This window comes from Sphingobium sp. FW306-1B-F04DB (assembly GCF_058781925.1).
The window spans coordinates 1-24,910 of the sequence record NZ_JBYSXE010000041.1; the positions used below are offsets into that span (position 1 = coordinate 1).

General features: G+C 61.5%; 27 protein-coding genes. 17 read left to right on the forward strand and 10 right to left on the reverse strand.

The window, feature by feature from the left end; translation table 11 throughout:
* Positions 1 to 236: 236 nt before the first annotated feature.
* Both AC3WJD_RS16080 and AC3WJD_RS16085 read right to left on the reverse strand, forming a co-directional pair.
* Positions 237 to 545: a hypothetical protein gene (locus AC3WJD_RS16080; protein WP_492747720.1), complete on the reverse strand. Its 309-nt coding sequence runs from the start codon at positions 543 to 545 to the stop codon at positions 237 to 239.
* 4 nt (positions 546 to 549) lie between these two features.
* Complete coding sequence (locus tag AC3WJD_RS16085; protein WP_492747750.1) at positions 550 to 993, reverse strand: DUF983 domain-containing protein; 444 nt, start codon at positions 991 to 993, stop codon at positions 550 to 552.
* A 112-nt stretch (positions 994 to 1,105) separates the two neighbouring features.
* On the opposite strand from AC3WJD_RS16085, the gene AC3WJD_RS16090 reads away from it, so the two are divergent.
* Positions 1,106 to 2,491 (forward strand): aminotransferase-like domain-containing protein, encoded by a 1,386-nt coding sequence (locus AC3WJD_RS16090; RefSeq protein ID WP_492747721.1) that lies wholly within the window; start codon positions 1,106 to 1,108, stop codon positions 2,489 to 2,491.
* Between the two features lie 36 nt (positions 2,492 to 2,527).
* On the opposite strand, the gene AC3WJD_RS16095 is transcribed toward AC3WJD_RS16090, so the two are convergent.
* Entirely contained in the window at positions 2,528 to 3,175 is a 648-nt protein-coding gene (locus AC3WJD_RS16095; RefSeq protein WP_492747722.1) for a glutathione S-transferase family protein, read from the reverse strand.
* Positions 3,176 to 3,297: 122 nt separating this feature from the next.
* Here AC3WJD_RS16095 and AC3WJD_RS16100 point away from each other — a divergent pair, with 122 nt between their 5' ends.
* Complete coding sequence (locus AC3WJD_RS16100) at positions 3,298 to 4,161, forward strand: ATP-grasp domain-containing protein (protein WP_492747723.1); 864 nt, start codon at positions 3,298 to 3,300, stop codon at positions 4,159 to 4,161.
* On the opposite strand, the gene AC3WJD_RS16105 is transcribed toward AC3WJD_RS16100, so the two are convergent.
* Positions 4,053 to 4,463, reverse strand: a complete 411-nt coding sequence (locus AC3WJD_RS16105; protein WP_492747751.1) for a DUF6456 domain-containing protein — start codon at positions 4,461 to 4,463, stop codon at positions 4,053 to 4,055. The genes AC3WJD_RS16100 and AC3WJD_RS16105 overlap by 109 nt on opposite strands.
* Positions 4,464 to 4,767: 304 nt before the next feature.
* On the opposite strand from AC3WJD_RS16105, the gene AC3WJD_RS16110 reads away from it, so the two are divergent.
* Entirely contained in the window at positions 4,768 to 5,331 is a 564-nt protein-coding gene (locus AC3WJD_RS16110; protein WP_492747724.1) for a helix-turn-helix domain-containing protein, read from the forward strand.
* Between the two features lie 350 nt (positions 5,332 to 5,681).
* Here the strand turns inward: AC3WJD_RS16110 and AC3WJD_RS16115 are convergent, their stop codons facing one another.
* Positions 5,682 to 6,236 (reverse strand): Rossmann-fold NAD(P)-binding domain-containing protein, encoded by a 555-nt coding sequence (locus tag AC3WJD_RS16115; RefSeq protein WP_492747752.1) that lies wholly within the window; start codon positions 6,234 to 6,236, stop codon positions 5,682 to 5,684.
* On the opposite strand from AC3WJD_RS16115, the gene AC3WJD_RS16120 reads away from it, so the two are divergent.
* A complete protein-coding gene (locus AC3WJD_RS16120) occupies positions 6,138 to 6,362 on the forward strand; it encodes a hypothetical protein (RefSeq protein ID WP_492747755.1) in 225 nt (74 codons plus the stop codon). The two genes, AC3WJD_RS16115 and AC3WJD_RS16120, sit on opposite strands and share 99 nt — an antisense overlap.
* 296 nt (positions 6,363 to 6,658) lie before the next feature.
* Here the strand turns inward: AC3WJD_RS16120 and AC3WJD_RS16125 are convergent, their stop codons facing one another.
* The gene (locus AC3WJD_RS16125) at positions 6,659 to 6,817 is read right to left on the reverse strand and encodes a LysM peptidoglycan-binding domain-containing protein (RefSeq protein WP_492747725.1); all 159 of its coding nucleotides are present in this window, start codon (positions 6,815 to 6,817) and stop codon (positions 6,659 to 6,661) included.
* Positions 6,818 to 7,310: 493 nt separating this feature from the next.
* Positions 7,311 to 9,476: a sugar nucleotide-binding protein gene (locus AC3WJD_RS16130; RefSeq protein ID WP_492747726.1), complete on the reverse strand. Its 2,166-nt coding sequence runs from the start codon at positions 9,474 to 9,476 to the stop codon at positions 7,311 to 7,313.
* Positions 9,477 to 9,619: 143 nt separating this feature from the next.
* On the opposite strand from AC3WJD_RS16130, the gene glf reads away from it, so the two are divergent.
* From glf to ligD, 9 genes are all read left to right on the forward strand, one after another.
* A complete protein-coding gene (gene glf / locus AC3WJD_RS16135) occupies positions 9,620 to 11,929 on the forward strand; it encodes a UDP-galactopyranose mutase (protein ID WP_492747727.1) in 2,310 nt (769 codons plus the stop codon).
* A gap of 217 nt (positions 11,930 to 12,146) precedes the next feature.
* Positions 12,147 to 13,097, forward strand: coding sequence for a manganese catalase family protein (locus tag AC3WJD_RS16140; protein WP_492747728.1), 951 nt, complete (start codon positions 12,147 to 12,149; stop codon positions 13,095 to 13,097).
* Positions 13,098 to 13,249: 152 nt separating this feature from the next.
* Positions 13,250 to 14,014, forward strand: coding sequence for a ZIP family metal transporter (locus tag AC3WJD_RS16145; RefSeq protein ID WP_492747729.1), 765 nt, complete (start codon positions 13,250 to 13,252; stop codon positions 14,012 to 14,014).
* A 164-nt stretch (positions 14,015 to 14,178) separates the two neighbouring features.
* Positions 14,179 to 14,556: a hypothetical protein gene (locus tag AC3WJD_RS16150; protein ID WP_492747730.1), complete on the forward strand. Its 378-nt coding sequence runs from the start codon at positions 14,179 to 14,181 to the stop codon at positions 14,554 to 14,556.
* A gap of 361 nt (positions 14,557 to 14,917) precedes the next feature.
* Complete coding sequence (locus AC3WJD_RS16155) at positions 14,918 to 15,427, forward strand: DUF892 family protein (RefSeq protein WP_492747731.1); 510 nt, start codon at positions 14,918 to 14,920, stop codon at positions 15,425 to 15,427.
* 279 nt (positions 15,428 to 15,706) lie between these two features.
* Positions 15,707 to 16,582 (forward strand): non-homologous end joining protein Ku, encoded by an 876-nt coding sequence (gene ku, locus AC3WJD_RS16160; protein WP_492747732.1) that lies wholly within the window; start codon positions 15,707 to 15,709, stop codon positions 16,580 to 16,582.
* Positions 16,583 to 16,594: 12 nt separating this feature from the next.
* The gene (locus tag AC3WJD_RS16165; RefSeq protein WP_492747754.1) at positions 16,595 to 16,843 is read left to right on the forward strand and encodes a hypothetical protein; all 249 of its coding nucleotides are present in this window, start codon (positions 16,595 to 16,597) and stop codon (positions 16,841 to 16,843) included.
* Positions 16,844 to 16,923: 80 nt separating this feature from the next.
* Complete coding sequence (locus AC3WJD_RS16170) at positions 16,924 to 17,826, forward strand: GNAT family N-acetyltransferase (protein ID WP_492747733.1); 903 nt, start codon at positions 16,924 to 16,926, stop codon at positions 17,824 to 17,826.
* A gap of 80 nt (positions 17,827 to 17,906) precedes the next feature.
* Positions 17,907 to 20,420, forward strand: a complete 2,514-nt coding sequence (gene ligD / locus AC3WJD_RS16175; protein WP_492747734.1) for a DNA ligase D — start codon at positions 17,907 to 17,909, stop codon at positions 20,418 to 20,420.
* A 183-nt stretch (positions 20,421 to 20,603) separates the two neighbouring features.
* Here the strand turns inward: ligD and AC3WJD_RS16180 are convergent, their stop codons facing one another.
* The 3 genes from AC3WJD_RS16180 to AC3WJD_RS16190 all read right to left on the reverse strand — a co-directional run bounded on the left by AC3WJD_RS16180 (position 20,604) and on the right by AC3WJD_RS16190 (position 22,839).
* Positions 20,604 to 21,173: a DUF4142 domain-containing protein gene (locus AC3WJD_RS16180; RefSeq protein WP_492747735.1), complete on the reverse strand. Its 570-nt coding sequence runs from the start codon at positions 21,171 to 21,173 to the stop codon at positions 20,604 to 20,606.
* Between the two features lie 317 nt (positions 21,174 to 21,490).
* Complete coding sequence (locus AC3WJD_RS16185) at positions 21,491 to 22,135, reverse strand: SOS response-associated peptidase (RefSeq protein ID WP_492747736.1); 645 nt, start codon at positions 22,133 to 22,135, stop codon at positions 21,491 to 21,493.
* A gap of 44 nt (positions 22,136 to 22,179) precedes the next feature.
* A complete protein-coding gene (locus tag AC3WJD_RS16190; protein ID WP_492747737.1) occupies positions 22,180 to 22,839 on the reverse strand; it encodes an SOS response-associated peptidase family protein in 660 nt (219 codons plus the stop codon).
* A 166-nt stretch (positions 22,840 to 23,005) separates the two neighbouring features.
* Between AC3WJD_RS16190 and AC3WJD_RS16195 the strand changes: the two genes are divergently transcribed.
* The 4 genes from AC3WJD_RS16195 to AC3WJD_RS16210 all read left to right on the forward strand — a co-directional run bounded on the left by AC3WJD_RS16195 (position 23,006) and on the right by AC3WJD_RS16210 (position 24,374).
* Positions 23,006 to 23,275 (forward strand): hypothetical protein, encoded by a 270-nt coding sequence (locus AC3WJD_RS16195; RefSeq protein ID WP_492747738.1) that lies wholly within the window; start codon positions 23,006 to 23,008, stop codon positions 23,273 to 23,275.
* A complete protein-coding gene (locus AC3WJD_RS16200) occupies positions 23,272 to 23,583 on the forward strand; it encodes a hypothetical protein (protein WP_492747739.1) in 312 nt (103 codons plus the stop codon). The genes AC3WJD_RS16195 and AC3WJD_RS16200 overlap by 4 nt, the downstream gene beginning before the upstream one ends.
* Positions 23,584 to 23,601: 18 nt before the next feature.
* The gene (locus tag AC3WJD_RS16205; protein WP_492747740.1) at positions 23,602 to 23,952 is read left to right on the forward strand and encodes a hypothetical protein; all 351 of its coding nucleotides are present in this window, start codon (positions 23,602 to 23,604) and stop codon (positions 23,950 to 23,952) included.
* 161 nt (positions 23,953 to 24,113) lie between these two features.
* Positions 24,114 to 24,374, forward strand: coding sequence for a GlsB/YeaQ/YmgE family stress response membrane protein (locus AC3WJD_RS16210; RefSeq protein ID WP_492747741.1), 261 nt, complete (start codon positions 24,114 to 24,116; stop codon positions 24,372 to 24,374).
* Positions 24,375 to 24,910 lie beyond the last annotated feature (536 nt).

The following is a 24,910-nucleotide window of genomic DNA, read 5'->3' on the forward strand; positions in this document are numbered from 1 at the left end:
GTCACCCTCCTGCATTGAAGCGTTCGCGACTTCGTACCATCCAGGAGGGTGACTACATCAATTACGCGGTGTCCGGAATCGGATCAGCCGCCCCGCCTCTATGGCAGGAATTTGATCGTGAGCGGTCAACGCGTCAAAGTCGACCGAGAATGTGTGACATTGAGGTGATGCTCCTCCCTTGCGAGGGAAATGCAAAGATGGGTCATTCCCGTTCGTCCGCTCAATAAACCTGCGGCCTAATCCCTGTGATTAGCCCGCGCTGCAGCTTGGCCGGCACCCGCAAGCGCAAGCCGCGCGATCCGCCCGCGGTCCCCAGCCGCGGGGCTTGCGCTGTCGCCATCCCAGAAATCGTCCTCGGCATAAGCGGCCAGCGCCTGCTCATAGCGCAACAACCGCGTTCGCGCGTCGGCCACGACTGCAAGCGCGATGCGCACTTCAGCAAAGTCGTCGCCCGCGCCCTCGGCCACCGCGCGCGCCTCGGCGGCATAGCCGCGATCGGCGAGATAGCGGCTTGCGGCGTCGCGCGCCTGGGCAAGCGCGCTCATCGGGTCACCAGGGATGCGGCGGCGATTCGACCGTCGGGCCGCCTTCATAGGGACGCCAGGGTTCAGCCAGCCGGCCCTCGCGCGCCTTGTAGAAATACTGGCTGCACACCAGCCACCCCTTCAATGGGCGCAGCGGCAGCAGGCAGGTGACGACGAGGAAGGGCAGCGAAGTCACCAGATGCACCCAGAAGGGCGGGTCGAGAAAAACCTCAAGCAGCACCGCGAAGACCACCGCCGGCACGCAGCCAAAGCAGATCACGAAAAAGGCGGGGCCGTCCGCGGGATCGGCAAAATCATAGCTCAGCCCGCAGCTGTCGCATTGCTTGCGCAGCTTCAGAAAGCCGTCGAACAAGGAGCCCTCCCCGCAGCGCGGGCATTTGCCGCGAATGCCTGTGCGGATCGGGTCGAGCCGCGGCCATTTCCTGGCGTCATCAACAGTTTCGATCATCTCGTCATTTTCCTGGGCGTCGGGCAGGTTGCAGCGCGACTCGCGCATTGCACATCGCGACGCGCACGGTTATGTATGTATTTAGCACCCATACATTGTCAAGGTTATGTCCATGCAAAACTGGTCACCCCGTATCGATCTCGCGGCTGGTCCCAAATATCTCGGGATCGCCGCGGCACTGTCGCGCGACATCGAGTCCGGAGTGCTCCAGCCCGGGGATCGACTGCCACCGCAGCGCACGCTCGCCGACCGGCTCTCGATCGACCTGACGACGGTCACGCGCGCCTATAACGAGCTGCGCCGTCTCGGCCTGATCGAGAGCGATGGTCGCCGCGGAAGTTTTGTCCGGGCGCCCGCGGGCACGAGCGCTGACGCACGCGACCCCGCGCCGATCGACACGGGCATGAACCTGCCCCCGGAGCCCGTTGGGGGCACGCTCGCCGAACGCCTCGCCCGGGGCATGGCCGAACTCGTCAGGAGACCCGGCGCGTCGGCGCGCTTCCAGTATCAGCCAAGCGGTGGCGCGCAATCGGATCGGGTGGCCGCGGCTGCCTTCCTGCGCAGCTGTGCGATCGACGCGTCGGAGGACATGGTGGTCATCACCGCAGGCGGCCAGAACGCGCTGCATGCGATCGCCAGCGCGGTGCTAGCGCCGGGCGACGTGGTCGCCACCGCGCGTTTCAGCTATCCCGGATTCACCGCGATCGCGCGCCGCTTCGGGCTCGAGCTTGCGCCCATCGCCTCGGATGATCAGGGGCTGGATCCCGCGGCGCTCGACGCGTTGTGCCGAAAGCGCGGCGTACGCGCACTTTATGTTGTTCCAACCAACGACAATCCCACGACCGCGACGATGGGCCTCGAACGCCGCCGCGCCATTGCGGAGATCGCCGAACGCCACGGCATCGCGGTGATCGAGGACGATGCCTATGGCCGGTTGCCCGCCGCGCCGCTGCCCGCCATCGCCAGCTTCGCGCCCGAGCGCAGCTGGTATGTCGCGAGCCTGTCCAAGATCATCTCGCCCGCGCTGCGCGTCGCCTGGTTGCGCGCGCCCTCCGTCAAGCAGGCCTGGCGTGTGGCGACCGATATCCACGAAACCACGATCATGGCGCCGCCGCTCAACGCCGCGCTCGCCACGCAATGGCTGGGCGACGGCAGTTTTGCCGCGCTGATCGAGGAGATGCGGATCGAGGCGCGCGCGCGGCAGAACATCGCCGCGGAGATCCTGTCAGACCTTCGCTTCGCCGCGCATCCCGAGGGGTATCATCTCTGGCTGCCGCTTCCCGGACATGTGGCCGCCGCCGATCTGGTCAACGCATTGCGTCCGGTCGGCCTTTCGGTCGTGCCGTCGGACGCCTTCGCGGTAGCCGCCAGCGATGCAGAGCGCGCGCTGCGCATCTCAATCGGGGGCGGGCTGACGCGTGAGCGGCTGGGGCGCGCGCTGCGCCTGCTTGATGCGCTGGTCGACACTACTTCACACCGCAGGGCGCCGCTGGTCTGATACATACAAAGCGCAGCATTACCCCTACAAAATGTCTCAGGCAGCCTGCTGGACGAAGGCGCGTTCCTTCTCGATCCACTGCGCAAAGCTCGGCCGCGCCAGGATTGCTTCGATATAGGCGAAGGTTCGCGGCCAGCGCGCCCTATCGATCGCGATGCCGATATGCCCCAGATTGACGAAGGGGCTCGCGACCGCAATGTCCGCGAGCGTCAGCCGGTCGTCGACCAGATAGCCCGAATCGGGGATCGTCTTCTCGAGATAGTCGAGGATCGGCGGCAGCTCGTCGCGTTCCGCCGCGTCGGCCGCCGCGAGGTCGCCCTCGCGCCCCAGGATGCGCGGCGCCACGAACCGGTTGAAGAACATCTTCCCCCCACACCCCACCAAAATCGTGTCCGAAAATTCCTCAAACCAGATCGTCCGTGCGCGCGAACGCGGCTCGGCGGGGATCAGCGCCGGGTCGGGATATTTGGCCTCGAGATAGGTGATGATCGCGGTCGAATCGCAAATCTTGAAATCGCCGTCGCTGAACGCGGGCATCTTGCGAAACGGGCTCGCGGCCTCGAATTCGGGACCGCCGCGCCCCAGCCCCGCCATCTCGAGTTCGAGCGTCAGCCCCTTCTCCGCCGCATAGGCCAACACCTTGCGGACATAGGGCGACATCGAAGAACCGTAGAGCTTCATCATCCTTCTCCTGCGACTCGTAATTACGTTGCAATTTGATACGCATATCCACCACAGGGCGGCGCCAGACGCAAGGTATTGATCCCCTCCTTCCCGCCGCCCCGTTCAGCCCCTATGCCCGGATCATGAATCATATTGCCCGCATCTGCATACTCGTTCCCGATCCCGCCGATCCCCAGTTCGGCACCACCTGGCGCCCCCAGGCAGGCCTGCTCGAAGCGCCGCTCGCCGCCGCGGGCATGGCGGTCGACTTCCGGCCCTGGACAGCGCCAGGCGACCTCGCGAGCCATGATCTTGTCCTGCCGCTCCTCGCCTGGGGCTATCATGGTCGCCCGGCAGAATGGGCGGCCTTCCTCGAGGCCTGCGACGCGCTGCCGGTTGCCAATGCCCCAGCGGTGCTTCGCCGCAACACCGACAAGCGTTACCTCATTGACCTCGCCCGCCGCGGCGCCCCTGTAGTGCCCACGCTCTGCTTCGAGTCCTTCGCGCCCGGCGACGTTGCGCACGCCGAGGCGCATTTCGGCACCGCGCGCCTCATCGCCAAGCCCCCCATTTCCGCGGGCGCGCACGGCACATATCGCCTGAATGCCGCTTCCGATGCGCCAGCGGCCTGGGGTCTGCCCATGCTCGTCCAGCCGATGATGCCCGCAATCGCCCGGGAAGGCGAATGGTCGCTCTTCTTTTTCGGCGGGCATTACAGTCACGCGATCCTCAAGACCATCGCCGACGGTGATTTCCGCGTTCAGATCCAGCATGGCGGGGCCGCGCGCGCTGCCGAGCCCCCCGAAGCAGCAATGGCGGCCGCGCAAACCGTCCTCGCCGCGATCCAAGAACCGTTGCTCTATGCGCGCGTCGATCTGATCGCCGATGACGCAGGGCGCTACCTGCTCATGGAGCTCGAACTCATCGAACCCCAGCTCTTTTTCGAGCACGCCGAAGATGGAGGCGCCGCGTTCGCACAGGCGGTTGCGGCGACAACGGCGCGCTGAGGTTCCACCGGACACGAGCGCTCACCCCCGCCCATAATGAACCGCCAGCCGGTCAAGGGCGAGGTTCCGCACGAGCTTGCCCGCGCGCGACGGCGAGCCCAACTCCTTTCCGACCATTGCAGCCCGTCGCCCGCACAGCCCGCGCACCACACTACGTCGGCCAGCCCCGGACCGACCGCGGCGATCGCCGCTTCGAAGCGCCTCTTGGCCGCGATCTGCGTCAGCGTCGGATCAATCCCGACGGCCGCCGCCGTCCCCCCAGAGAGGCGCTGCGTTTCCGGTGATCGTCGCACACCCCCCACCGCTGCGGTCTTACAATCGGCACGCAACCGCTCGCCGGCCTCTTTTTCGGCGCGTACTGATCAGCCCGCGCGACGCCAGTCAGGACAGCGGCGACAGCCGGGTTCACCGTGACGCTCGGCGGAGGTCCGCGCCGCGCCCTGTCGCTGCACGCGCGCGGTCTCGTCGATGCCGCGCGCCACCGGCACCGGTTCGTGCCGTTCATGGTCTGCTCTCTTACAATTGTTGCACCTTCCACTTGCCACGCAGGCAATACTGTAGGAAAAAAAGAAACCGTATCGGTTAGTTGATGTGGGGAATTGCAACTTGATCACCGCTATCCGCGAGGTGCGCCGCGCCCGGAAAATGACGCTCGAGGATGTTGCCCGACGCTGTAATCCGCCGACTACCGCCCAGACCATCGGTCGGCTCGAAACCGGCACGCGCACCGTCTCGGTCGACTGGCTCAACCGCATCGCGGACGCTCTCGGCGTCACGGCCGCCGATCTGGTCAGGCTGCCCGATCGCGCCGACCTGCCCCTCGCCGCGCTGCTCGATGCCGAGGGCGCGCAGGCGCCGCGTCATGAAGCGATCGTCACCCCACCCAAACCTTCGGACGACCTGGTGGCCGTCGTCGTGCGCGCCGCGATCGGCGACTATCGCACGGGCGACGAAATCTGGTGCGCACGGCTATCACCCCATCGCTTCGGTGAAGCGCTCAATCGGGACATATTGCTCCCACGCCCAGCGGGTCGCTTCATCTTCGGGCGGCTGATCGGGCGTGACGGAGACCGACTCCACGTCTTGCCCCTCGGTGCGGGCGGGCGTCAGCAGGTGATCAGCGACCCGCCCTGGGCGGCGATGGCGGTGCGGCTTGTCCGCACATTTTGACGAGATCCCGGTGTCGTGCCTGGATAAGATCGCCTCAAGGAAATGACGGAACACTACGGGAAGCAACTTTGTGCACTGGAGCGCCTGCTCAGCTAACACTGCCTCGCATCATGCAGCCATGCCTGGGCTGCGCGCTGAAAACCCGCCGTTCACTCATAAAAACCTTGAGACGATTGCTGGGGTCGTCTGCGGTCATTGATGCATTGAGAAAGCGGTGCCCATGATCGGTCGAGAGGAAGTATCAAGGAAAGCTCTTGCCAGTGTTTTCCCGCTGAGCTTCTCCCAGACATGGCTTGCAAGGAGTGCAGGCGGGAAAAGGTGGATAAACTTCTTAAACGAGACGTTCTGCCTCAATGACATGGCGCCCAGATGTGCCTTCCACAGCGCCGGTTATCAATGCGTCCGCGATAGGTCCGGGACGGCTCATGCGCAGGCGCAGGGGGAGCACGGGAGCCAGGGCGCCAAAAACCACCCGGGCTAGGCGTTCGCCCGCGCGAAACTCCGCGCGATCGGCATCGATTAGCCCGGGTCTGACCAGGGTCAGCGACGGAAAGCCCAATTGCTTCCAGATCCTGCTCGAGCGCCCCTTTTGCCCGACTGTAGAGGAAACGCGATTGGGGATCGGCATTCAGCGCTGAAGTCAACGCAAGCGCCTTTGCGCCATGCTTTCGCGCGATCCTTGCTGCCTCGAGCGGATAGTCGTGGTCGACGCGCCAGAAGGCGTTGGCGGATCCCGCTGTCGACCGCGTCGTTCCAAGTGTGCAGATGACCCCGTCAGCGCGCCACCATGCCGCCTCGTCGCGAAGATGTTCAAAATCAACGAGCGGATTGGCGAGCTTCGAATGAACGGCAAGTGGCCTCCGGGTTGGCGCGACGATTTCAGTTACCCGGTCATCAGCAATCAGCCGATCGAGAACATGGCCGCCGATCACGCCCGTGGCGCCGATCAAAAGGATGGTACTGTTCAAGCCGTCTCCAGATTCTTGGCGCTGCTTCACGCCATGCCCATGTTGGAGCGCCCCGTTGAGTGATCTGGGCCCTGGTTCGCATTCCCAACGCACACGCTTGTCGAACCGGGCTCCTTTCTCCTCAAATAGCACTGGCCACAGTCGAAACGGCGGCCGACAGAAAGACGGAAGGTTGCTATCATCGCTGGGAATTCCGGGATAGGACGAATGCATCGCTGGAACTGCTGGCGCGGATTGCGCTCAGTTTACAGACGGACGCAATGGTGTCTTCGCGGGGCGAAGGGGCTGGAACGCAAGGGTCTGACCGATAGACTGGCGTCCCGCGGAACCCGCGGGAAAATCTTGGCAGACATCAGAGTTCACTGTGTCTGACAATCAGCGATATCGTCTACGCTCACCCCCAGCGCCGCTGCAACACGCTCGAATTCATCATGGTTGAGCAGGTCGCCATCGTCGTTGACGGCGCGAAGCTTTGCGACCGGGACATGCGCTTTCGACGCAATCTGCTCGAGGGTCACGTCAATTTCATCGGCAAGGACGGTGAGCCAAGGGGCTCCATTCACGATTCGCGCGCGACAGTCTGGGTTAATGGGCATAGCAAGTCTCCGAGCCTCTCCCGATAACGGTCCCCCCACCGGTAGTGCATTCGCACCTGGCGGGCCGCTGTAAGGGCGCCCCCAATGACGAGTCCCTGGAGAGCCTTGGCTTCAGACACATCCGTCACCTTGCGACAACTCATCAGCTCAATCCGAGTTCACCTGATTTTCGGAGAGCGAGGCGCGGGAACGATGCTGTGTCGCGCATCATCTGAATGGCCCGCACTCCCAGGCCGTAAGCGGCCTCAGGCGCTCTGAAAGCCCGACTCTTGCAGAGGAGCAGCAGGCGCGGTCCTCCGGAGACCCGGAAGCCCCCTCACCACATCCCGGACGATGGCCGCCCGAGCCGTTCCAGAAGGACAAGCTCTCCCGCCCCCGAAATTTAGGTAGGGGGCAAGGCGCGGGGAAAACACATTTAGCTGCTTGCAGCCACGGCACGTACAAATTGATCTATCGCGCCGTCCAATGGCCGCAAAAGGCACCCGCGTTCGCTGCGCAATGCTGCCTGTCGTGGACGGTGCGCCACCCAGCCCATCTCGAGCGCTGGCCTGCCAATGATAGCTGCGGCTGAAAACCTGCCCGATCGGGCAATCGCGCGGGCAAATCCTTCCCACGTGAGCGGCGTTTCATTAGTGACATGCCACAAGCCGCGCGCGCCATCGATCGCTAGGTCGAGCGTCGTGCGCACCAGATCAGGAACATAGGTCGGGGTGACGACGACGTCGCTCGCTGCTGAAAATTCTGACCGTCGCCGCAATGCGCGCATGAGATGCATGGCAAAATTATGGTCGTCGAACGGGGAGAAGAACGCGGCTGTTCTGACGATCAGGATCGGGCCCTCGAGTGCGCAAAGCAATCTGTCGGCCTCAGCCTTGCTACGGCCATATACGCTTAGCGGCGCCGGCCTGTCCGCCTCGACATAAGGATTCTCGTGCTCGCCGGAAAACACGAGATCGCTCGAAAAGCCGACAAACGGTATATTGCGGTCGGTGCAGGCGCGCGCCAGCTCGACCGCGCCGTCCCGGTTTGCGGACATGCAGGAAAGCGGATCGCCCTCGGCGTCGTCGACCCTCACCCAGCCTGCCGCGTTGATCACAAGCCAAGGTTTCACATCCTCCAGCACCTGGCTCGCCATTGCCGGATCTCCGAGCGGCAGCTCCTGCCGGCTCGTCGTGCGGAATGCCAGATTGCGCAGGCGGCACGCGCCGGCGATCGCTTGGCCGAGGGTGCCGGTGGCTCCCGTAATGAGAATTGGCCGGCGATCCCGGGCAACGGGATTGGGGCGCCGCGATCCGGCGGGGGAAGCGTGCTGCCACCAACCCGTCCCCGCAAGCGCCGGATGGGTGTAGTCCGTGCCCGTTGCGATCGACCGGAGCAGCGGCGCGAGCGCTGTCTCTCGGGGCGGCGTCGAGCGAATATCCCAGACTCCGCTTTCATATTCGCCGCGCTGCTCGGTCAGAAGGCTTGTCCAGTCATAAGCGCCCAACAGGCTCCACGCCGTCATTCCAATGACCTCGCTGCCTGCGGCCCGTGCGGCATGCGCCGTCTTCCAAGCCTCGTTCAGCCAGCGCATCTGTTCCTCGCGCGTGCAGCCGTTATGGATTTCGGTAAGCGCTACAGGCAGTTGGTAGCGCGCCCAGGTGTCGCCGATTGCGCCCGCCAAACCCGTCGGCTCACACTCTGGCACGCCCGCGGCCGCGACATCGGCGTAGCACTGCCTACCGTTGGAGCCATGCGATTCAGGCGGGTGGCGCTCGAGCACATCATCGAGATACCGATCGCTTGTGAGATAATGGTTGATACCGATAACCCCGGGCGGGCACGGGGCCGCCGCGATAATGTCGAGGCGGCGCTGGAAGCCGAAGCCGCTCATCCTGGCGTAAAGGGGATGGCAGGCTGTCACACCGCCGCACAGAAGATCCAGGCTTGCCCAGCGGCGCATGTTGTCGAAGCGGACCTGGTCCGCAACGGCGGCCGTCCCGAAGGTTCTTCCAACGTCTTCAGTCTGGACAAGTCGGGCGTCGGGAACGATCCTCCGAATGGCCTGCATCGAGAGACGTACAGCGTCGACCTGGTTGAGCAAAGCCAGCCAGAATGATCTCTCGTCGCGCACATGCGGATACCAGAGGCCGTAAAGCGCTGCAAAGCGCGCCGTCGTGAGCGGCTCGTTGATCGGGGTCCAGTCACAAATCCATGGATAGCGCTCGGCGACACGCCCCGCATGCGCAGCGACCCCGGGCGCGAACGTCTCGGAAAGAAGGTTTGTATAGGCGGGGCCGCTGCCGTGATGAACGAGACCGGCAATGATTCCTAGCCCGAGTGCGCGCATGCGACCCATGGCGTCGTCGCTCGAACGCCAGTGACATTCGGTCGGATCCCCGGGAGAAACGGTTTCCCAAAGGATCGGATAGCGAAGATGCGAAAGACCCAGGCTCGCGAACCGGGCCAGGTCATCGCTACGCAGGTAATGGCCGGTCCGTTCGGACTGATCCTGGAATCCGTCACCCACGCGATTGATAGTGCATTCATGGCCGCCCCAAAGTTCGAGGGGCGGCAGAATAGTGCAGTTCAATGAGGTCATGAAGCATCACCGCGTCTTGATTGCCGGCTGCAAATGCTAAACCCTGAATTATGCACTGGACATAACCTAGATCAATACGATTTGCAGGAACTTGGGCGCTGTTCCGCCAGTTATCTCACAGTATCCACCAAGGAATATCTTCCATGTTTCAGTCGCCTTTACCGGCCTCCGACCACGGGGCCGGCGCACCTCTCCTATTGTGCTTTTCACATTTGCGCTGGGACTTCGTCTTTCAGCGCCCTCAGCATTTGATGACGCGCTTTACGTCGGACTTGCCCGTATTGTTCTGGGAAGAGCCGATCCTTGATTGTGACGAAGCCGGTGGCTGGCTGGAGACGCGCTCCCCTTGCGCCGGCATTACGGTGATAACGCCGCACGTCCCCCGCTCCTCGGAGCCCGACGCGATCGATCCGATCCTGAACGCGCTGCTCGTGACCTATCTGCGGGCCTGCGATCGCCAGATCATTCGCTGGTATTACACCCCGATGATGCTGCCGTTCTCGCGCGGTGTGAAGTCGGTGTGCACCGTCTATGACTGCATGGACGAGCTTTCCAATTTCGATTTCGCGCCTCCTTCCCTCCCCGATCTGGAGCGCGAACTCTTCGCCTGTGCCGACCTCGTCTTTACGGGGGGCTACAGCCTCTATGAAGCGAAACGCTCGAGCCATCCTGCTGTCTACCCGTTTCCGTCGAGCGTTGAACGCAGCCATTTTGAGGCGGCGCGCGCGGATCAGGAGGATCCAGCTGATCAAGCGATGCTTTCGCGGCCGAGGCTCGGTTATTACGGCGTGATCGACGAGCGCATGGATCTGAAGCTCGTCGCGCGGATCGCGGACCAACACCCCGACTGGTCCATCGTCATGGTAGGGCCAGTCGTCAAGATCGATCCGGAAAGCCTGCCCCAACGTTCAAACATCTTCTACCTTGGCAGCAAGATCTATGGAGACCTGCCGCGCTACGTCGCTGGTTGGGACGTGGCGCTGATGCCCTTTGCCATCAATGCATCCACCCGTTTTATCAGCCCCACCAAAACGCCCGAGTACCTGGCGGCTGGTCTGCCCGTCGTGTCGACGCCGATTGTTGATGTCCTTCGTCACTACGGCGAACTCGATGCTGTACAGATCGCCTCCAACCCCGATGCGTTCATCGAAGCTTGCGAGCGCACGCTTGGCCTGACCGACGAAGCCCGCGGCGCGCAATTGGCACTGGCCGATGCCGCTTTGTCAGACCTTTCATGGGATTCGGTTGTCGCCTCCATGAGGGGCCTTATGGGCGAAATTACCGAACGGCAGAGCGAGGCAGTCCGGCCACATTATGACTATCTGGTCGTCGGAGCGGGCTTTGCGGGAGCGGTCATGGCCGAGCGGCTGGCCGTAGATGCCGGGAAGCGCGTGCTGGTGATCGACCGCCGGCCTCATATCGGCGGAAATGCATATGATCATCAGAACGAGGACGGCATACTCGTCCATCGCTACGGCCCCCACATATTCCACACCAATTCAATGGAAATCGTGGACTATCTGTCGCACTTCACTGACTGGCGGCCCTATGAGCACCGCGTGCTCGCCGCGGTCTCGGGGCAGCTGCTGCCGATGCCGATCAATCGCACCACACTCAATCGGCTTTATGGGCTGTCGCTCGCCACCGACGAGGCAGCCGAAAGGTTTCTCAAGGAGCGCGCGGAGGAAATAGCGGAAATTCGCACATCGGCTGACGTCGTGATTTCCAAGGTCGGTCGCGCACTCTACGAGACCTTTTTTCGGGGCTATACGCGCAAGCAATGGGGCATGGATCCCTCGGAACTCGACAGATCGGTGACCGCCCGTGTGCCAACGAGAACGAGCACCGATGATCGCTATTTCACCGACTCCTTCCAAGCCATGCCTGCCCGCGGATATACCGCCATGTTCCAGGCAATGCTTGATCATCCCAACATCGAAGTCGCGCTCGGGGTTGACTTCGAAACCATTCGGGAAAAGGTCGGCTTTGACCGCCTGGTGTTCACAGGTCCGATCGATGAGTATTTCGGGCATCGATACGGCAAGCTGCCCTATCGCTCGCTCCAGTTCCGTCATGAAACCGTAGATTGCGAGATCTTTCAACCGGTGGGCGTCGTGAACTACCCTTCCGAAGACGTGCCTTACACGCGGATAACCGAATACAAGCATCTGACTGGCCAGGCGGCCAAGCGCACCAGCATCACTTATGAATATCCCTGCGATGCAGGAGACCCATATTATCCGGTTCCGCGTGCTGAGAACCATGCTCTGTTTAAACGCTACGAAGCGCTCGCGCTCGGCACGCCCGAGGTGATCTTCGTCGGACGCCTCGCGACCTATCGCTACTACAATATGGATCAGGTCGTCGGTCAGGCGCTCGCCACTTACCGGCGCCACAGGGAACAGACTGCGCATGCTCCAGGGGTCGGCGGAAGCCCGGCAATGGCTCCCTGAACGACGAACGCGTGCGGAAAGCAGGCATGGCTTCCGACACGCTGCGACCAGTGAGCCCGCATAAGGCAGTCGATTCCGTCAAAGCAAATGCCGGAGCGCGCTGCTGGTGGGCCCGCTCTCAGATGAAATCCTGGCAACCCGGGTACGTATAGACAAGTAGATTTGAGACGTCGAGCAAGCGACGCGATGTAAACTATTATGACTAAGGAGAAGTTCGATGTTCATGCACAACAAACGTCTTCAATATACTGTCCGTGTCTCGCAGTCCAATCCTGCGCTGGCATCGTTGCTTCTGGAACAATTTGGCGGTGCCGATGGCGAGCTGGCTGCGGCGATGCGCTATTTTACACAGGGGCTTTCCGAGGAGGATCCTGGTCGGAAGGATTTGCTGCTCGATATCGCGACCGAAGAACTCAGCCACCTCGAAGTTATCGGATCCATCGTCGCCATGCTGAACAAGGGGGTAAAAGCCGAGCTGTCAGAAGCCGCGATGGAAGAGGCTGATCTCTACATGGCGATAAATGCGGGGGGAAACAGTCATACCCAGTCGCTGCTCTATGGAGGCGGTCCGGCTCTTACGAACAGTTCGGGGGTTCCATGGACCGCCGCCTATGTCGACAGCCGCGGCGATCCGAGCTGTGATCTGAGATCCAATATTGCGGCCGAAAGCCGCGCAAAGGTCATCTATGAGCGGCTGATCAACATCACCGACGATCCTGGAATCAAGGATGCGCTCGGCTTCTTGATGACGCGCGAGATCGCGCATCAAAAGAGCTTTGAAAAGGCCCTCTACTCGATCCAGGACAATTTTCCATCAGGCAAGCTGCCGGGCCTGACCGCATACGCCAACATGTACGTGAACACCTCGCAAGGCGACGGCGATGCGACAGGTCCATGGAACGTGGGTGAACAATGGGAGCGAGTGGACGCGGTGGAGGAATCCCTTCCTCTTGACGGTGGGGACGGCATTGCGACCGTCGCTCTTTCCAAAACCGAGGCCAAAACCGTGTCTGCCCTGGCTGCGCGACTGCAGTCGGATCCTGCCGGGAACCCGACGACGGGTGCCGACCTTGGCGCCGGCCCGGGTGCGGGCAAGCTGACGGACGAGGACATGGGAGGGGCGACCGACATGGAGGATGCCAAAGCCATTGCGCAGGAGAATGGCTGACCTTCGCTGATCGCTCCTCGGAGCGCTGGTTCGGCCGCGAAGGCTGAGGTGCAGCCGGACCTGCGCCCTGCCTTCCGGTCGGCGAAATTGACGCGGACCCATATGTTCCGAGCCGCGAACGGATGGAAGGCAGGGTCGTGGACTCAATCATAATGGCGGGATTTATTGCCAGTCTGCTCGCGGGTCTGGCTACCGTTCTCGGGGCGCTGCCTATCCTGTTGGTAGGCCGCCCCACTGAGCACCAGCAGAATCTGATGCTTGGATTCGCAGCGGGCGTCATGCTCGCAGCGTCGTTCTTTTCACTTATAATTCCGGCCCTCTCTCAAGCGCACGCCATGGGATCGGGGCGCATGGCGGCCTCAACCATCGTGGTCATCGCGGTGCTGCTGGGCGCATTCAGCCTGGCGCAGCTCAATGCTATCATTCCCCCCTTTGATCGCCTGGGACTTAGGCCGACCGGCATCGCTGAGGCGCGTTTTCGGCGCGTCTGGTTCTTCGTCGCTGCGATTACGCTCCACAATTTCCCCGAGGGTCTGGCCGTCGGCGTGAGCTTCGGCGCAGGGGACCAATCGGCCGGCGTGGCCGTTGCTCTGGGCATCGGCCTGCAGAACATCCCCGAAGGCCTGGCGGTGGCCGGCTCGCTCGCCAGTCTGGGGTATTCGCGCAGCGCAGCAGTAGGCGCCGCGCTGGCGTCAGGCCTGGTTGAACCGGTCGCCGGGCTGGGGGGCGCGGCACTCGTCGCTTTCTCCCAGCCGCTGCTGCCCTGGGCGCTTGGGTTTGCGGCGGGCGCCATGCTCTATATCGTCGCATCAGAGATTATCCCCGAGATGTTCAGCCGGGTGGGTGGTAACAAGGCCTCGGGCGCGCTCATGGTTGGACTGGTCGCGATGATGTTCCTCGACACAAGCTTGGGATAGGTTGACCGCGCCGCCAGGAACCCAGCTGCGCACGGCGTTCGGCGGATCCACCAATCAACGCGCGTCGGCACGTCTTGTCCGCTAATCCGGAACCCGATCGAAGCGCAGGCGCTGGATGCGGAAGCGCGTCGGGCGCACCGGGTCACAAACTCTGGGAACGAGAAATGCGGCTACCGAAGATCAAATCTCTCCATGGTGTGGAATCCGATGCCAAAGGAACCGTCACCTTCACATTCACCAGCGGGGATGATCGCAAGCATTATGTCCCGCTGGAGCCTGGCGTTCTGAATGCGATGATTGGGGCAATCTTGAGCATCACGCTTGAGCGGAGATCGCTCGAGAGCAACGCGCAGGTGCAGCTTTTGACGCTCACCGCAATTCGGCCTTTCCTCGTTGAGGCGGGATCTCCCTGTCTTGAGCTCGACCTTGATAACATGCCGGTCAGATTCGCGCTTCCCCAAGGCTCCATCCCAGCAATGATAGCCGCCCTCACTGAGCTTGCACGGCTCACCGAAAAATCTGATGCGGCACCTGAACACTAAGTGCATGAAGCTCCTCTTGGGCAAGCCTACGGGCCTCACATGGCTTGAGCGCCAGCACCGCAAATTTCATCGTTATCGTCGGGGCAAACGAATCCTGACCATCAATCCGTGAGCTTCAGCGCTCGAAACGTCGAGGTCCTTTTCGCCAACTCGCGCAACGCTTTCCTCGTGGCGGGGGAATTTGCGCAAGGCCGCACAGTGGGCCGAACTTCAGCAATTGCCCCCTGCGACCTGAGCGCTGCCTGAAGCCAGGCCACAAACTCCTAGCGCGGCCCCTGCGATTTGCGGTCGGTCGCCCCGATGGCGTGGAACAGTCGCTGCTCGCAGCGGTTCACTTTCATATCGAACCAGGAGATGGATCATGACAACAGCGCGCGAAAGATTAGTGGAGTGGCTTCGCGATGCGCACGCGGCCGAAGGTCAGGCGGAGAGCATGCTTGCCCGCACTGCCAAGCAGGTCAAGGAGCATTCAGAATTCAGTTTCGGCCTTGAGGAACACGCCCGGCGCAGCGCCGACCAGGCCAAGCGGCTCGAGGGATGCCTCGACCAACTGGGAGAAAGCCCCTCGCTCATTAAAACCCTGACCGGACAGATCACCGCGTTCGGCCAGACGCTCAGCGGCTACGTCGTCGGCGATGAGCCGGTCAAGGCCGTGCTGGCGACCGCGACGTTCGCGCATATGGAAGCGGCGTCATACCGCATCCTTGTCGTTGCAGCCGAAGCCGCGGGCGAGGCGAGCATCGCAGAAAAATGCAGATCGCTTCTGGACGAGGAGAATGAGTTTGCTGACTGGCTCGATCAGCAGGTTGTGGCAGTCACCAAGACCTATCTGGCACGTGAGACACGTGGGGCGCAGACGCACGCTCACTAGCACTACTTTGGAAAGATTGATGTTGAGGATGCATCCGCAATTCGGACAATGCGGCGGCGGTGATCGGGAGAAACGATCGATGATTGCTTGCCGAACGGCTGGCAGGCTACCAACCGCCGAAAAACTCGCAATACCGAGCGCCGAAATCGTTCTCAAGCCGGGCAAGATGACAACGAACTTTCCGCGTGATGCGTGACCCTCGGACATGCGTGCGTCAGATCGCGCGTAGCAAACGACGGCGTCACGAGGAGTCACACGATCTGTTTCGAGGAGATAGTTATGGCCGCGCGTCCCTATTGGAAAGGCCAGATCCGACTGGCGCTCGTCTCAATCCCCGTGGAAATCTATTCGGCGACCAAGAGCGGTGCAACGATCGCGTTCAACCAGATCCACGAGCCTTCGGGCAAGCGCATCAAATACGAGAAAGTGGTGCCAGGAATCGGACCGATCGACGTTGACGAGATCGTCAAGGGCTTCGAATATGCCAAAGGCGAATATGTCCTGCTCGATGAGAAAGAGATCGAAGGGGTCAAGCTCGAGAGCAAGAAGACGCTTGAGCTGACCCAATTTGTCGATGCCCAGGACATCGACATGATCTATTTCGAGAAGCCCTATTATGTCGTGCCCGCGGACGATCTCGCCGAAGAGGCGTTCATCGTGCTGCGCGAGGCGCTGCGCCGGAGCCGCAAGATCGGCTTGGGTCAGCTCGCGATGCGGGGTCGGGAATATGTTGTGAGCGTCAAGGCCTGCGGGCGTGGAATGGTGATGGAGACGCTGCGCTATGCAGACGAGGTCAACAAGGCGGCGAGCTATTTCCGCGACATAGGCGATGCAGATCCGGATGAAGAGTTGCTCGACCTGGCCACGACGCTGATCGATAAGAAGACCGGCAGGTTCGATGCGAGCGACTTCCATGATCGATATGTCGATGCGCTGAAGGAACTCATAGAACGCAAGAAAAAGGGCAAGACCCTCAACATCGACACCGACGCGGGCGGAGGTGACCCACGCGGCAGCAATGTCGTGGATCTGATGGCTGCGCTAAAAAGTTCGCTTGGTTCCGGAAGTGACAGCACCCCGCGTAAGGCAACCAAGACCGCGCGGAAAGTCGCGGCCAAGACAAAGGTCAAGACTCCCGCGCGCAAACGAGCATGACCAGTGGTCGAAATGGGCCGCCAAGCACCTCGCAATGACGAGGATGATGATGCCGCGTTTGCCGAAGGCGCGATCACGCTGTGGAGCAATCTTCTTGTACTGATCGGCACCCAGCTTCGCGAGACCGGGACCTCGCGTGAGGAGGTGCTCGAGCTGCTGACGATGCTGCATGAGACCAACGAAGAAACGATCCGCTCGCCGCGTGCCCGTGAGGCCGCGTCACGTCATCTGATGGCAGTGTATCGGGTGCTCGGCGAATGAGGGGGCGATTTCGCCGCTTCCAGCGAGGCGAGGTCAATGATGTGCTATGAATCGCCACGGCGTTAGCGGATTGCTTGAGCATGGCAGACGAGGCGGTCGATAAACAGTTGCGCGAAATGGCCCAACATCGCGGGTTGAAGCTGGTCAAGTCGCGCCGGCGCAAGCCGGGGGTTGGGGATTTTGGAAAATATGGCCTGATCGATGCAGCGGGAAAGCCGCTCCTCGGCATTGACGCCGATGGCCTGACCGCAAGCGCAGGTGACATCGAAGATTATCTGCGCACCGGTGCTCTCAGCACATGGAGACAATCGGCAGAGACGACGCCAGATCGGCCTGGCCCAAAAGCGCAGCTGGCCAGCACCGAGCCATTAGCAGAGCAGCCATTGCGTCGCCGAGCAAGATCGACCGCGCTTGCCGATCGCCGCCAGCCGCGCAACGTAAATTCCAAACCAATCCCGAACCGTGCCCAAGCGTCCGACGCGCGTGGGGCGCAAGCCCGAAAGCCGACCGAAAAACCGCGACCAGTTCCGGCCAAACCGGAGGCGGAACCCGCGCTGGAAATCATCATTCGTTCCGTGGTGCAGCGCGATGCTGCGGCACTCGTACAGCTGCTCAAACAGCTGAGCGGGATCAGTACGGACCGCGATACGATCGCCAGAAACCTCGATATGCTGCGCAAGCTCGGCGGGGGTATGATTGTCGCTGAGCAGCGGGCGCTTGTGGGCTGCTGCGGCTGGGCGGTCCTTCCAACGGCGCACCGCGGTCCCGTCGGTCGCCTCACCGTCCTCATTGTCGATGAAAAGCATCGTCGCCAGGGCATCGGCACCCAGCTGCTTGTGGCGGCGCAAGAGGTCCTCGCGGGAAAGGGCTGCGCACTGGTTGAAGCTATGAGCGACATCGAGATCAAGAATGCCCATAGTTTCTTTCACGCTCTGAAGTTTGAACAGACCAGTTATCGATTTGCCCGGAAGATCGACAGCTGACCTTGCCAGCTGGCCGTTTGGCGTCGGGAACGAGTCCTGCCTGCCGGGAATTTAAGAATGGATCGAATGGAACCATCGCTATGGGACGAGGCGGAATCGCCAAACCAACGTCATCAGAGGACAATCTCGCAAAATATCGCGCCAAGCGCGACTTTGCGCGAACTGCGGAGCCGTCCGGCGCGACCGTGCCCACCTCGGGTAATGGCTTTGTTGTCCAGAAACATGCGGCAAGCCGCCTTCATTTTGATTTCCGCCTGGAGCTTGACGGCGTGCTCCTCAGTTGGGCGGTGACGCGCGGTCCCAGTCTTAATCCCGACGACAAACGGCTGGCGGTCCGCACCGAGGACCATCCGCTGGACTATGCACGGTTTGAAGGCACGATTCCCAAAGGCGAATATGGCGGCGGCACGGTCATGCTCTGGGATAATGGCACCTGGGAATCCATTCCCGGAAAAGACCCGCGCGAGACGCTGCCGGAAGGCCATCTGCATTTTCACCTTTACGGCCGGCGGATGCAGGGTGAGTGGATCCTCTTTCGCCTCAAGCCTCGGGGAAAAGAGAAGGGCGAGAACTGGATCCTGCGCAAGGTGAACGACGCCTTTGCGGGGGGCTCGGACGACCTGGTGGGCAGCCACCTCACCAGCATCGATACGGGGCGAACCATGGAGGAGATTGCGGCCGGCCAGGCTGGGACCGGGCCGAAGGTGGGCGCGAAGGTACCAGGGGTCAAAGCGTCTCGCGCGAAAGCGGGAAACACACGGAGGGCAGCGGGCGGGAGGCTTCCGCCCTTCCAGCCAGTCCAGCTTGCGGCACTGGTAGATCATGTACCGCCTGGTGAACGCTGGTTGCACGAGCTGAAATATGATGGCTATCGCACCCTGCTTGCGATCGGTGGCGGGCAAGGGCGCGCCTATACTCGTTCGGGCCTCGACTGGTCGGACCGGTTCGCAGGCTTGATCGCCGATGCCGTCGCGCTGGATGCGGAGAGTGCGCTCATCGATGGCGAGGCAGTGGTGACATTGCCCGACGGCCGCACGAGCTTCCAGGCTCTACAAGCCGCGCTGAAGGCAGACCCGGACAGGATCGACTATTTCGCGTTCGACTTGCTTGAGCTCAATGGCGATGACCTCACCCAGCTGCCGCTGGTCCGGCGCAAGGAGAAGCTCGCCGAATTGCTCCGGGCGAACCATGCCCGGCTACGCTACTCCGACCATATCGTCGGCAAGGGCGAACAGCTGTTTGACCGTTTTTGCGGCGCGGGGCTGGAGGGTGTCATCTCCAAGCGCGTCGATGCCCGCTATGTGGGAGCGCGGAGCGGCAGCTGGGTCAAGACCAAATGCATTCGCCGACAGGAATTCGTCATCGTCGGCTGGACCCCATCGGATAAGCAACGCGGCTTCCGCTCCTTGCTGCTGGGGGTCAACCAGGACGGCAAGCTGCGCTATGCCGGCAAAGTCGGTACTGGCTTCACTGGCGACGAGATCGAGCGTTTGATGGAAATCATGACGTCGCTCGAGCAGACCACGGCTACGGTTGAGGCACCCCGGACCGCCGTGCGCGGTGCGCACTGGATCAAGCCCAGACTCGTCGCCGAGATTGCCTATATCGAGGTCACCGACGACGGCGTGCTGCGCCATCCAAGTTACCTGGGCCTGCGCGAAGACAAGAAGCCCGAGGCGGTGGTTCTAGAGAAGGAGGCGCGGGTCGAGGCGCTGCCAACGCCTGCCCAGACGAGTGGCGTCAAGATCAGCAATCGGGACCGGGTGATTTTCCCGGAGGGCAAGCTCAGCAAAGGTCAGCTGGCCGATTATTACGAGACCGTGGCATCAATCATGCTGCCCTGGACCGGAAGCCGCCCGATCAGCCTCGTCAGGTGCCCCCAAGGGCGCGACAAGAAATGCTTCTTCCAGAAACACGACGCCGGAAGCTTCGGCGATGCCGTCAAACAGGTGGGGATTCGTGAAAAGGACGGTCTTGAAGAGCCCTATTTATTCGTCGATACGTCCGAAGGCCTGCTTACCTGTGTGCAGATGGGGACCATCGAGTTTCATGGCTGGGGCGCGCGGATCGAGGACGTTGAAAAGGCCGACCGGCTGGTGTTCGACCTCGATCCCGACGAAGGTCTCGATTTCAAAGACGTCGTCGCAGCCGCGTTCCATGTACAGGACGTGCTGGCCCAGATGGGCCTCACAACCTTTCCAATGGTAACCGGGGGTAAAGGCATCCATGTGATCGCACCCCTGACGCCCTCGGCCGAGTGGCCCGAGATCAAGGACTTCGCGCATCGGTTCGCTGTCGCACTCGCCCAGGCCGAGCCCGACCGGTTCACTGCTGCGCTTGCCAAGGCGCGGCGGGCGGGACGCATCTTTATTGATTATCTGCGCAACCAGCGCGGCGCGACGGCTGTCATGCCGTATAGCGCGCGTTCGCGCGCGTTCGCTCCGATCGCTGTGCCCTTGACCTGGGAGGAGCTGCGGGATCTCGACGCGCCCTCGCACTGGCACATCGGGGATGGCGCGGAGATGGTGAAGCGCGCGGCGTCCAAAGACCTCGCCCACTGGGGCCGCGCCGACCAGGTGCTTCCGGATCTGTGAAGTTGCACCTTACAAAGTAATGGGCATCAATGGCCGATCGCCGGTACTCTTTCGTGAGCGAGAAAAGCATCAGCCCCACCTTGTCTGCCTCTGGGATTTGCCCTTGACGAGAAATTTTCACTCAAGGCCAAAAAGAGCTGAAATGGTTTGCGATCCCAGGGGCGGGCCCTCCACAGACCGAATCTAGGGCTTGAGCGACTTTGCCATATTGAGATGGGCCGTCACGACCGGGATCAGGGAAGTTGCGAAATCCTTAAGTTGGGAGGCCTCCCGGCTGTCAGCGTGAGCGCGTAACGCATCAAGAGCCATTTGGTGGGCGGCGACCTGCTCGGCAGCATAGGCAATGTCGAACTCGGCGCCGGTCTTTGCCTGGAGAGCGGCGAGCCTGGCCTGCTGATCGGCCGTCAGGGTGGGATCGGGAACGATCGGCGGGTTGGCGCTTGCAGCTGCAGCCTTCAGCTTGGTGGTCGAGTCTGTGTGCGCGCTGATCATCTGCTTTGCAAAGGCCTGGATCGAAGAGGATTCAGATTTTTCCGTCGCGAGTTTCGATGTTGCGATCTCGAAGGCGTCGCTCGATGCCGCAGTGTTGGCGAATAGCTCGGCGGGCGTCAGCGCCGGTGCAGCGGGCTCGACCGGAGTCTCGGCAGCAGCGATGTTCTGGGCGTTGGTCTCGGCCCTCTCGGACTTGGGCCCGCAGGCTCCCAGAGCCAACAAGACGGGCGCAGATGCGATGATCCATGATATGCGGGTCATGAAGTGTCTCCTGTGGGACCGTCTGCTGTGGGACAGCCGCCCACCTGCTGCGGAAATAACGAGTTGATGAACGGGGATGTTCCCAACCGCGCGACGAATGCTGAAATAGCTTCGAGATCGTCTTTCCTAAAGGATGTCGGCGGTTCAACTATACGATCTCAATCAATTCAGCTCGGCAATTTAATCCTGGCGCTTTTGCCCTTATCTTGCGCTCGTCGTGAATAACCCCGCCTTGACGCTCCACGCACAGCGGCGAATTGGTAACGAATGCAATCTGCAATCCGGAATCGGTCAACATTGTCGCTTCGCAGCCGTTATTACAGCATGAGCTGCTCGCCGACCGACTTGTTGGCCGTGTTCCAAGGTTCGTTTGTGCGCTCCATCTCGATCAGATTGTCGGGGAAGCAGCGTTCCTGGAATGACAACGCATCCTCGAAACTGCCACCCAGCCAGCGGTCATAGTCTTGCGGCATCAGCAGTACGGGCATGCGGTCATGAACGGGCCGGATCGCGTCGTTGCAATCAGTCATTACGCCCGAATAAACGGGCCCCCATTCGTCGCTTATACGCCATAGCCCTGCCCACGCGGCGATCGGCTGATTGATCACCGAAAACCATGTTTTGGTCTTCGCGCCTTTCGACCCCTCGGCCTCGGCAAAATGGCTGAGAGGGATTAGGCAGCGCCATTGGGGTTTGCGAGCGAGCCCAATCCATATCGGCTTTCGCAGGTCAGCGATATTGTTGACGGGCTTGGGTTTCGATTCCGGCTTCATGCCCTTCAGCCGAAGCGGAAACCCCCAGGTCATGGACTGCATGACGCGCTCGCGCTCAACCTCGTGGACCACCATGCCGGGATAACCCGGATAGATCTCTTGCGGAGCATTTGAGGCGCTGTGGATCTTCACCCTGAAATGGGCCGCGACCTCTTCGCGGCTGGGGCGCAAGGTATATTGATTGCACATGGCCCGCCTATATCACGAACGGGCTAGAACGAGCACAAGCGGCGTCAAAGCAGGTCGAGTTGAGGCTCGCCCACTGCGGGCAATTTGCCGCTGTGCCAGCGATCCTCGCTCTTCAGCACCTCCATGCGTTCGGCGGCGAAGGGCGCGCGAAACTGGAACTCGATCACGTCGCTGATCGAGCCGCGGAGCCAGCGCGCATATTCATCGGGATCGAGTAGCACGGGCATGCGATCGTTAGTCGGCATCACTACGACATTGGCGTCCATCGTCATGCCGGCATAGACCGGCCCGAACTCGGGCGTGTTACGGCAAAAGCCCGCCCAGCAGACAATTGGCTGATCCTTCACGGAGAACCAAGTGCGCGTCATCGCGCCCGACGGCCCGTCGGGATTACCGAAATGAGTGAGCGGAATGAGACAGCGATAGCGTGGGTCGATCACGATCTGCTCCCACATCGGATTGGTGAGATCAGCGACAAGGCCGATGCGCCCGGGTGGGTCGCCGCGCAGTCGCATCTCGCGCGTCAACCTTGGAAAACCCCAGCTCAGCCGCTTCAGCAAACGCCGTCCCTGATTCTCGATCACGATAAGGTTGGGGCAGCCCTCGCTCACCTCATAGGGGTATGTAATTTTGTCGTTCGGTTCCGCATCGAAGTGGTGCGAAATCTCCTCGATACTCGCCATAACCGCATGAAGCCTGGACATGATCTGTTTCCGCTTACCACGACTTGTGGGTCGAGCCTAACATAGAACAAATCACGAACAAAATCAAAACGGGCATCAGGGCCACGGCCTGGACGATTCATCTTACACTTCAGACACTTAACAGAGCGCTGTTGCCAATGTTCTTTCTTTGTTCTGATAATGAGACATGCCGAATCGCCAACCCTTTTCGCTCGACGATCTGCGCCTCCATCTCAGCATCAAGCTGGCGGTCGCCCCGCGCTTTTGGTTCCGTGACCTCTGGGCGCCGAAGAACCGGTCGAAGGACGCGGTACGTGATGCGCTGACGGAACATCTCGTCCATGGCCTCTACAATCTGGAAATGCGGCGGCTCATTCCCGACTACGAGCCCGATCCATTTGCAACCGCGGGCGCCCGCTCCAGCCTGCCGCCCGACGATCCGGTGGGAAAGTCATGAGCGTCGCCTCGCCCAATCCGATCGAGGATCTGTTCGACGCGGCGGCGCGGCACAAGACACTGCGCCTTACCTGTCGTTGCGGTCACTCGGCGATCTTCGACGGCCACGCGCTGTGGTGGTGCTTCGAACGCAAGGGCTGGGACGCTTCCCTCAGTAAAGTCCCCAGGCACATGCGTTGCCTCAAATGCCGCGCGCTGGGCCGGCCTAAAATCGCACCCCGCCTCGAACTCACCGAGCTCGATAACGACGCTGACCTGCCGATGCCGAGTGAAGAAGACTGGAAACGCGCGCTTCGAATGCGACGCTGACTGGAAGGAAGGAAACGAATGACGATTCTGATCGAACCCCACCTCGATCGGCTGAGGATCTCTGGCGATATCGAGCAGGTGATCACGCTCACGCCCGATGAAGAGGGCCTGGCGCGGTTCTCGATTGGGCTCAGCGACGGCACACTGCTCGCGGTGCGCTGGGACGGGGTGAGCCACAGCTTTGCGGTCGCGCGCGACGGAGCTGGCATCACCACGATCCGGCCCACAGGGGCAAGCGAAAGCGTGCGCCATGATTTCCCGATCGATTGGGCAGTGGTCGTTCCCGAAGGTGAGGTCGCTGAACGGCGGTCGGGCCGATCGCCATTGCCGCTGTTTCCCGAACATGATGCAATCGCCCGGAACGCTTGAGGCGTGTGCAGGCAGCCGGTGACAGCAACCGACGTCAAGCGAGAGCATCCGCGCCCGGCTAGCGGGCAGCACCATAATCCAATCAACCATGGGAACCGTTCCATGACCGAAAGAGTCTATGACTCGCGATCCAAGAGATTGCAGCGTCATGGGAGGAGATCATGGGCCTGATTATCATTCTGATCGTGGGCGCCCTCGTCGGGTGGGTCGCGGGCATGATTATGCGCAGCGGCGGTGGAATCCTGTTCGACATCGTAATCGGCATCGTCGGCGCACTCATCGCAGGATTCTTGTTCGGTGGCGGCGCATCGATAATCAACGCGCCCCTCAACCTCATGGCGATCCTCTACTCGTTGCTCGGGGCCATCATCCTCTTGGCAATCGTGAAGCTGATCAGACGCGGCTCTTCTGGCGGAATCTAACCGCTGGAGCAAAGCATTGTCAGTGCGAGGCAGCGGGCGGCCGCCGATATCAGACATCCGGCGCCGCGAAGTCGGTAGAAAGCCGCCCGGAGGCAGCAAAGCGCCCATCGCAATATTCCTGGATTGATGGCCGGCCCGCGAGCGCGGTGATATCTCGTCTGGAGGGAATAACAATGCCCCATGCGAACAATTCTCTATTAATTACCAACACAGCATTCGAACAACTTAGGATAAATCGTCTTGATCTAGATCATAAAAGTTCGGATTATCGTTGAATAGCTTAGATGACATTGCAATTATCTGCCGGCCATAATTCTGGCGTTCGTGACAACTAGGCCCGCGGGATTCGACCCCACGCGGGCCTTTTTTTGACCGTCGGCATGCCCGCCCATTCAAACGTCGAGCCGAGGCGGAAATTGAGAACGCAATGAAAACATATCTGACGGAAGCGAAATGTTCATGCGCAGCGAGCGCGAGCGCTGCCTGATGGCGTCCCCGCCGTTGGACAGTGGCTAGTTGACTGGAAATCCAAGATA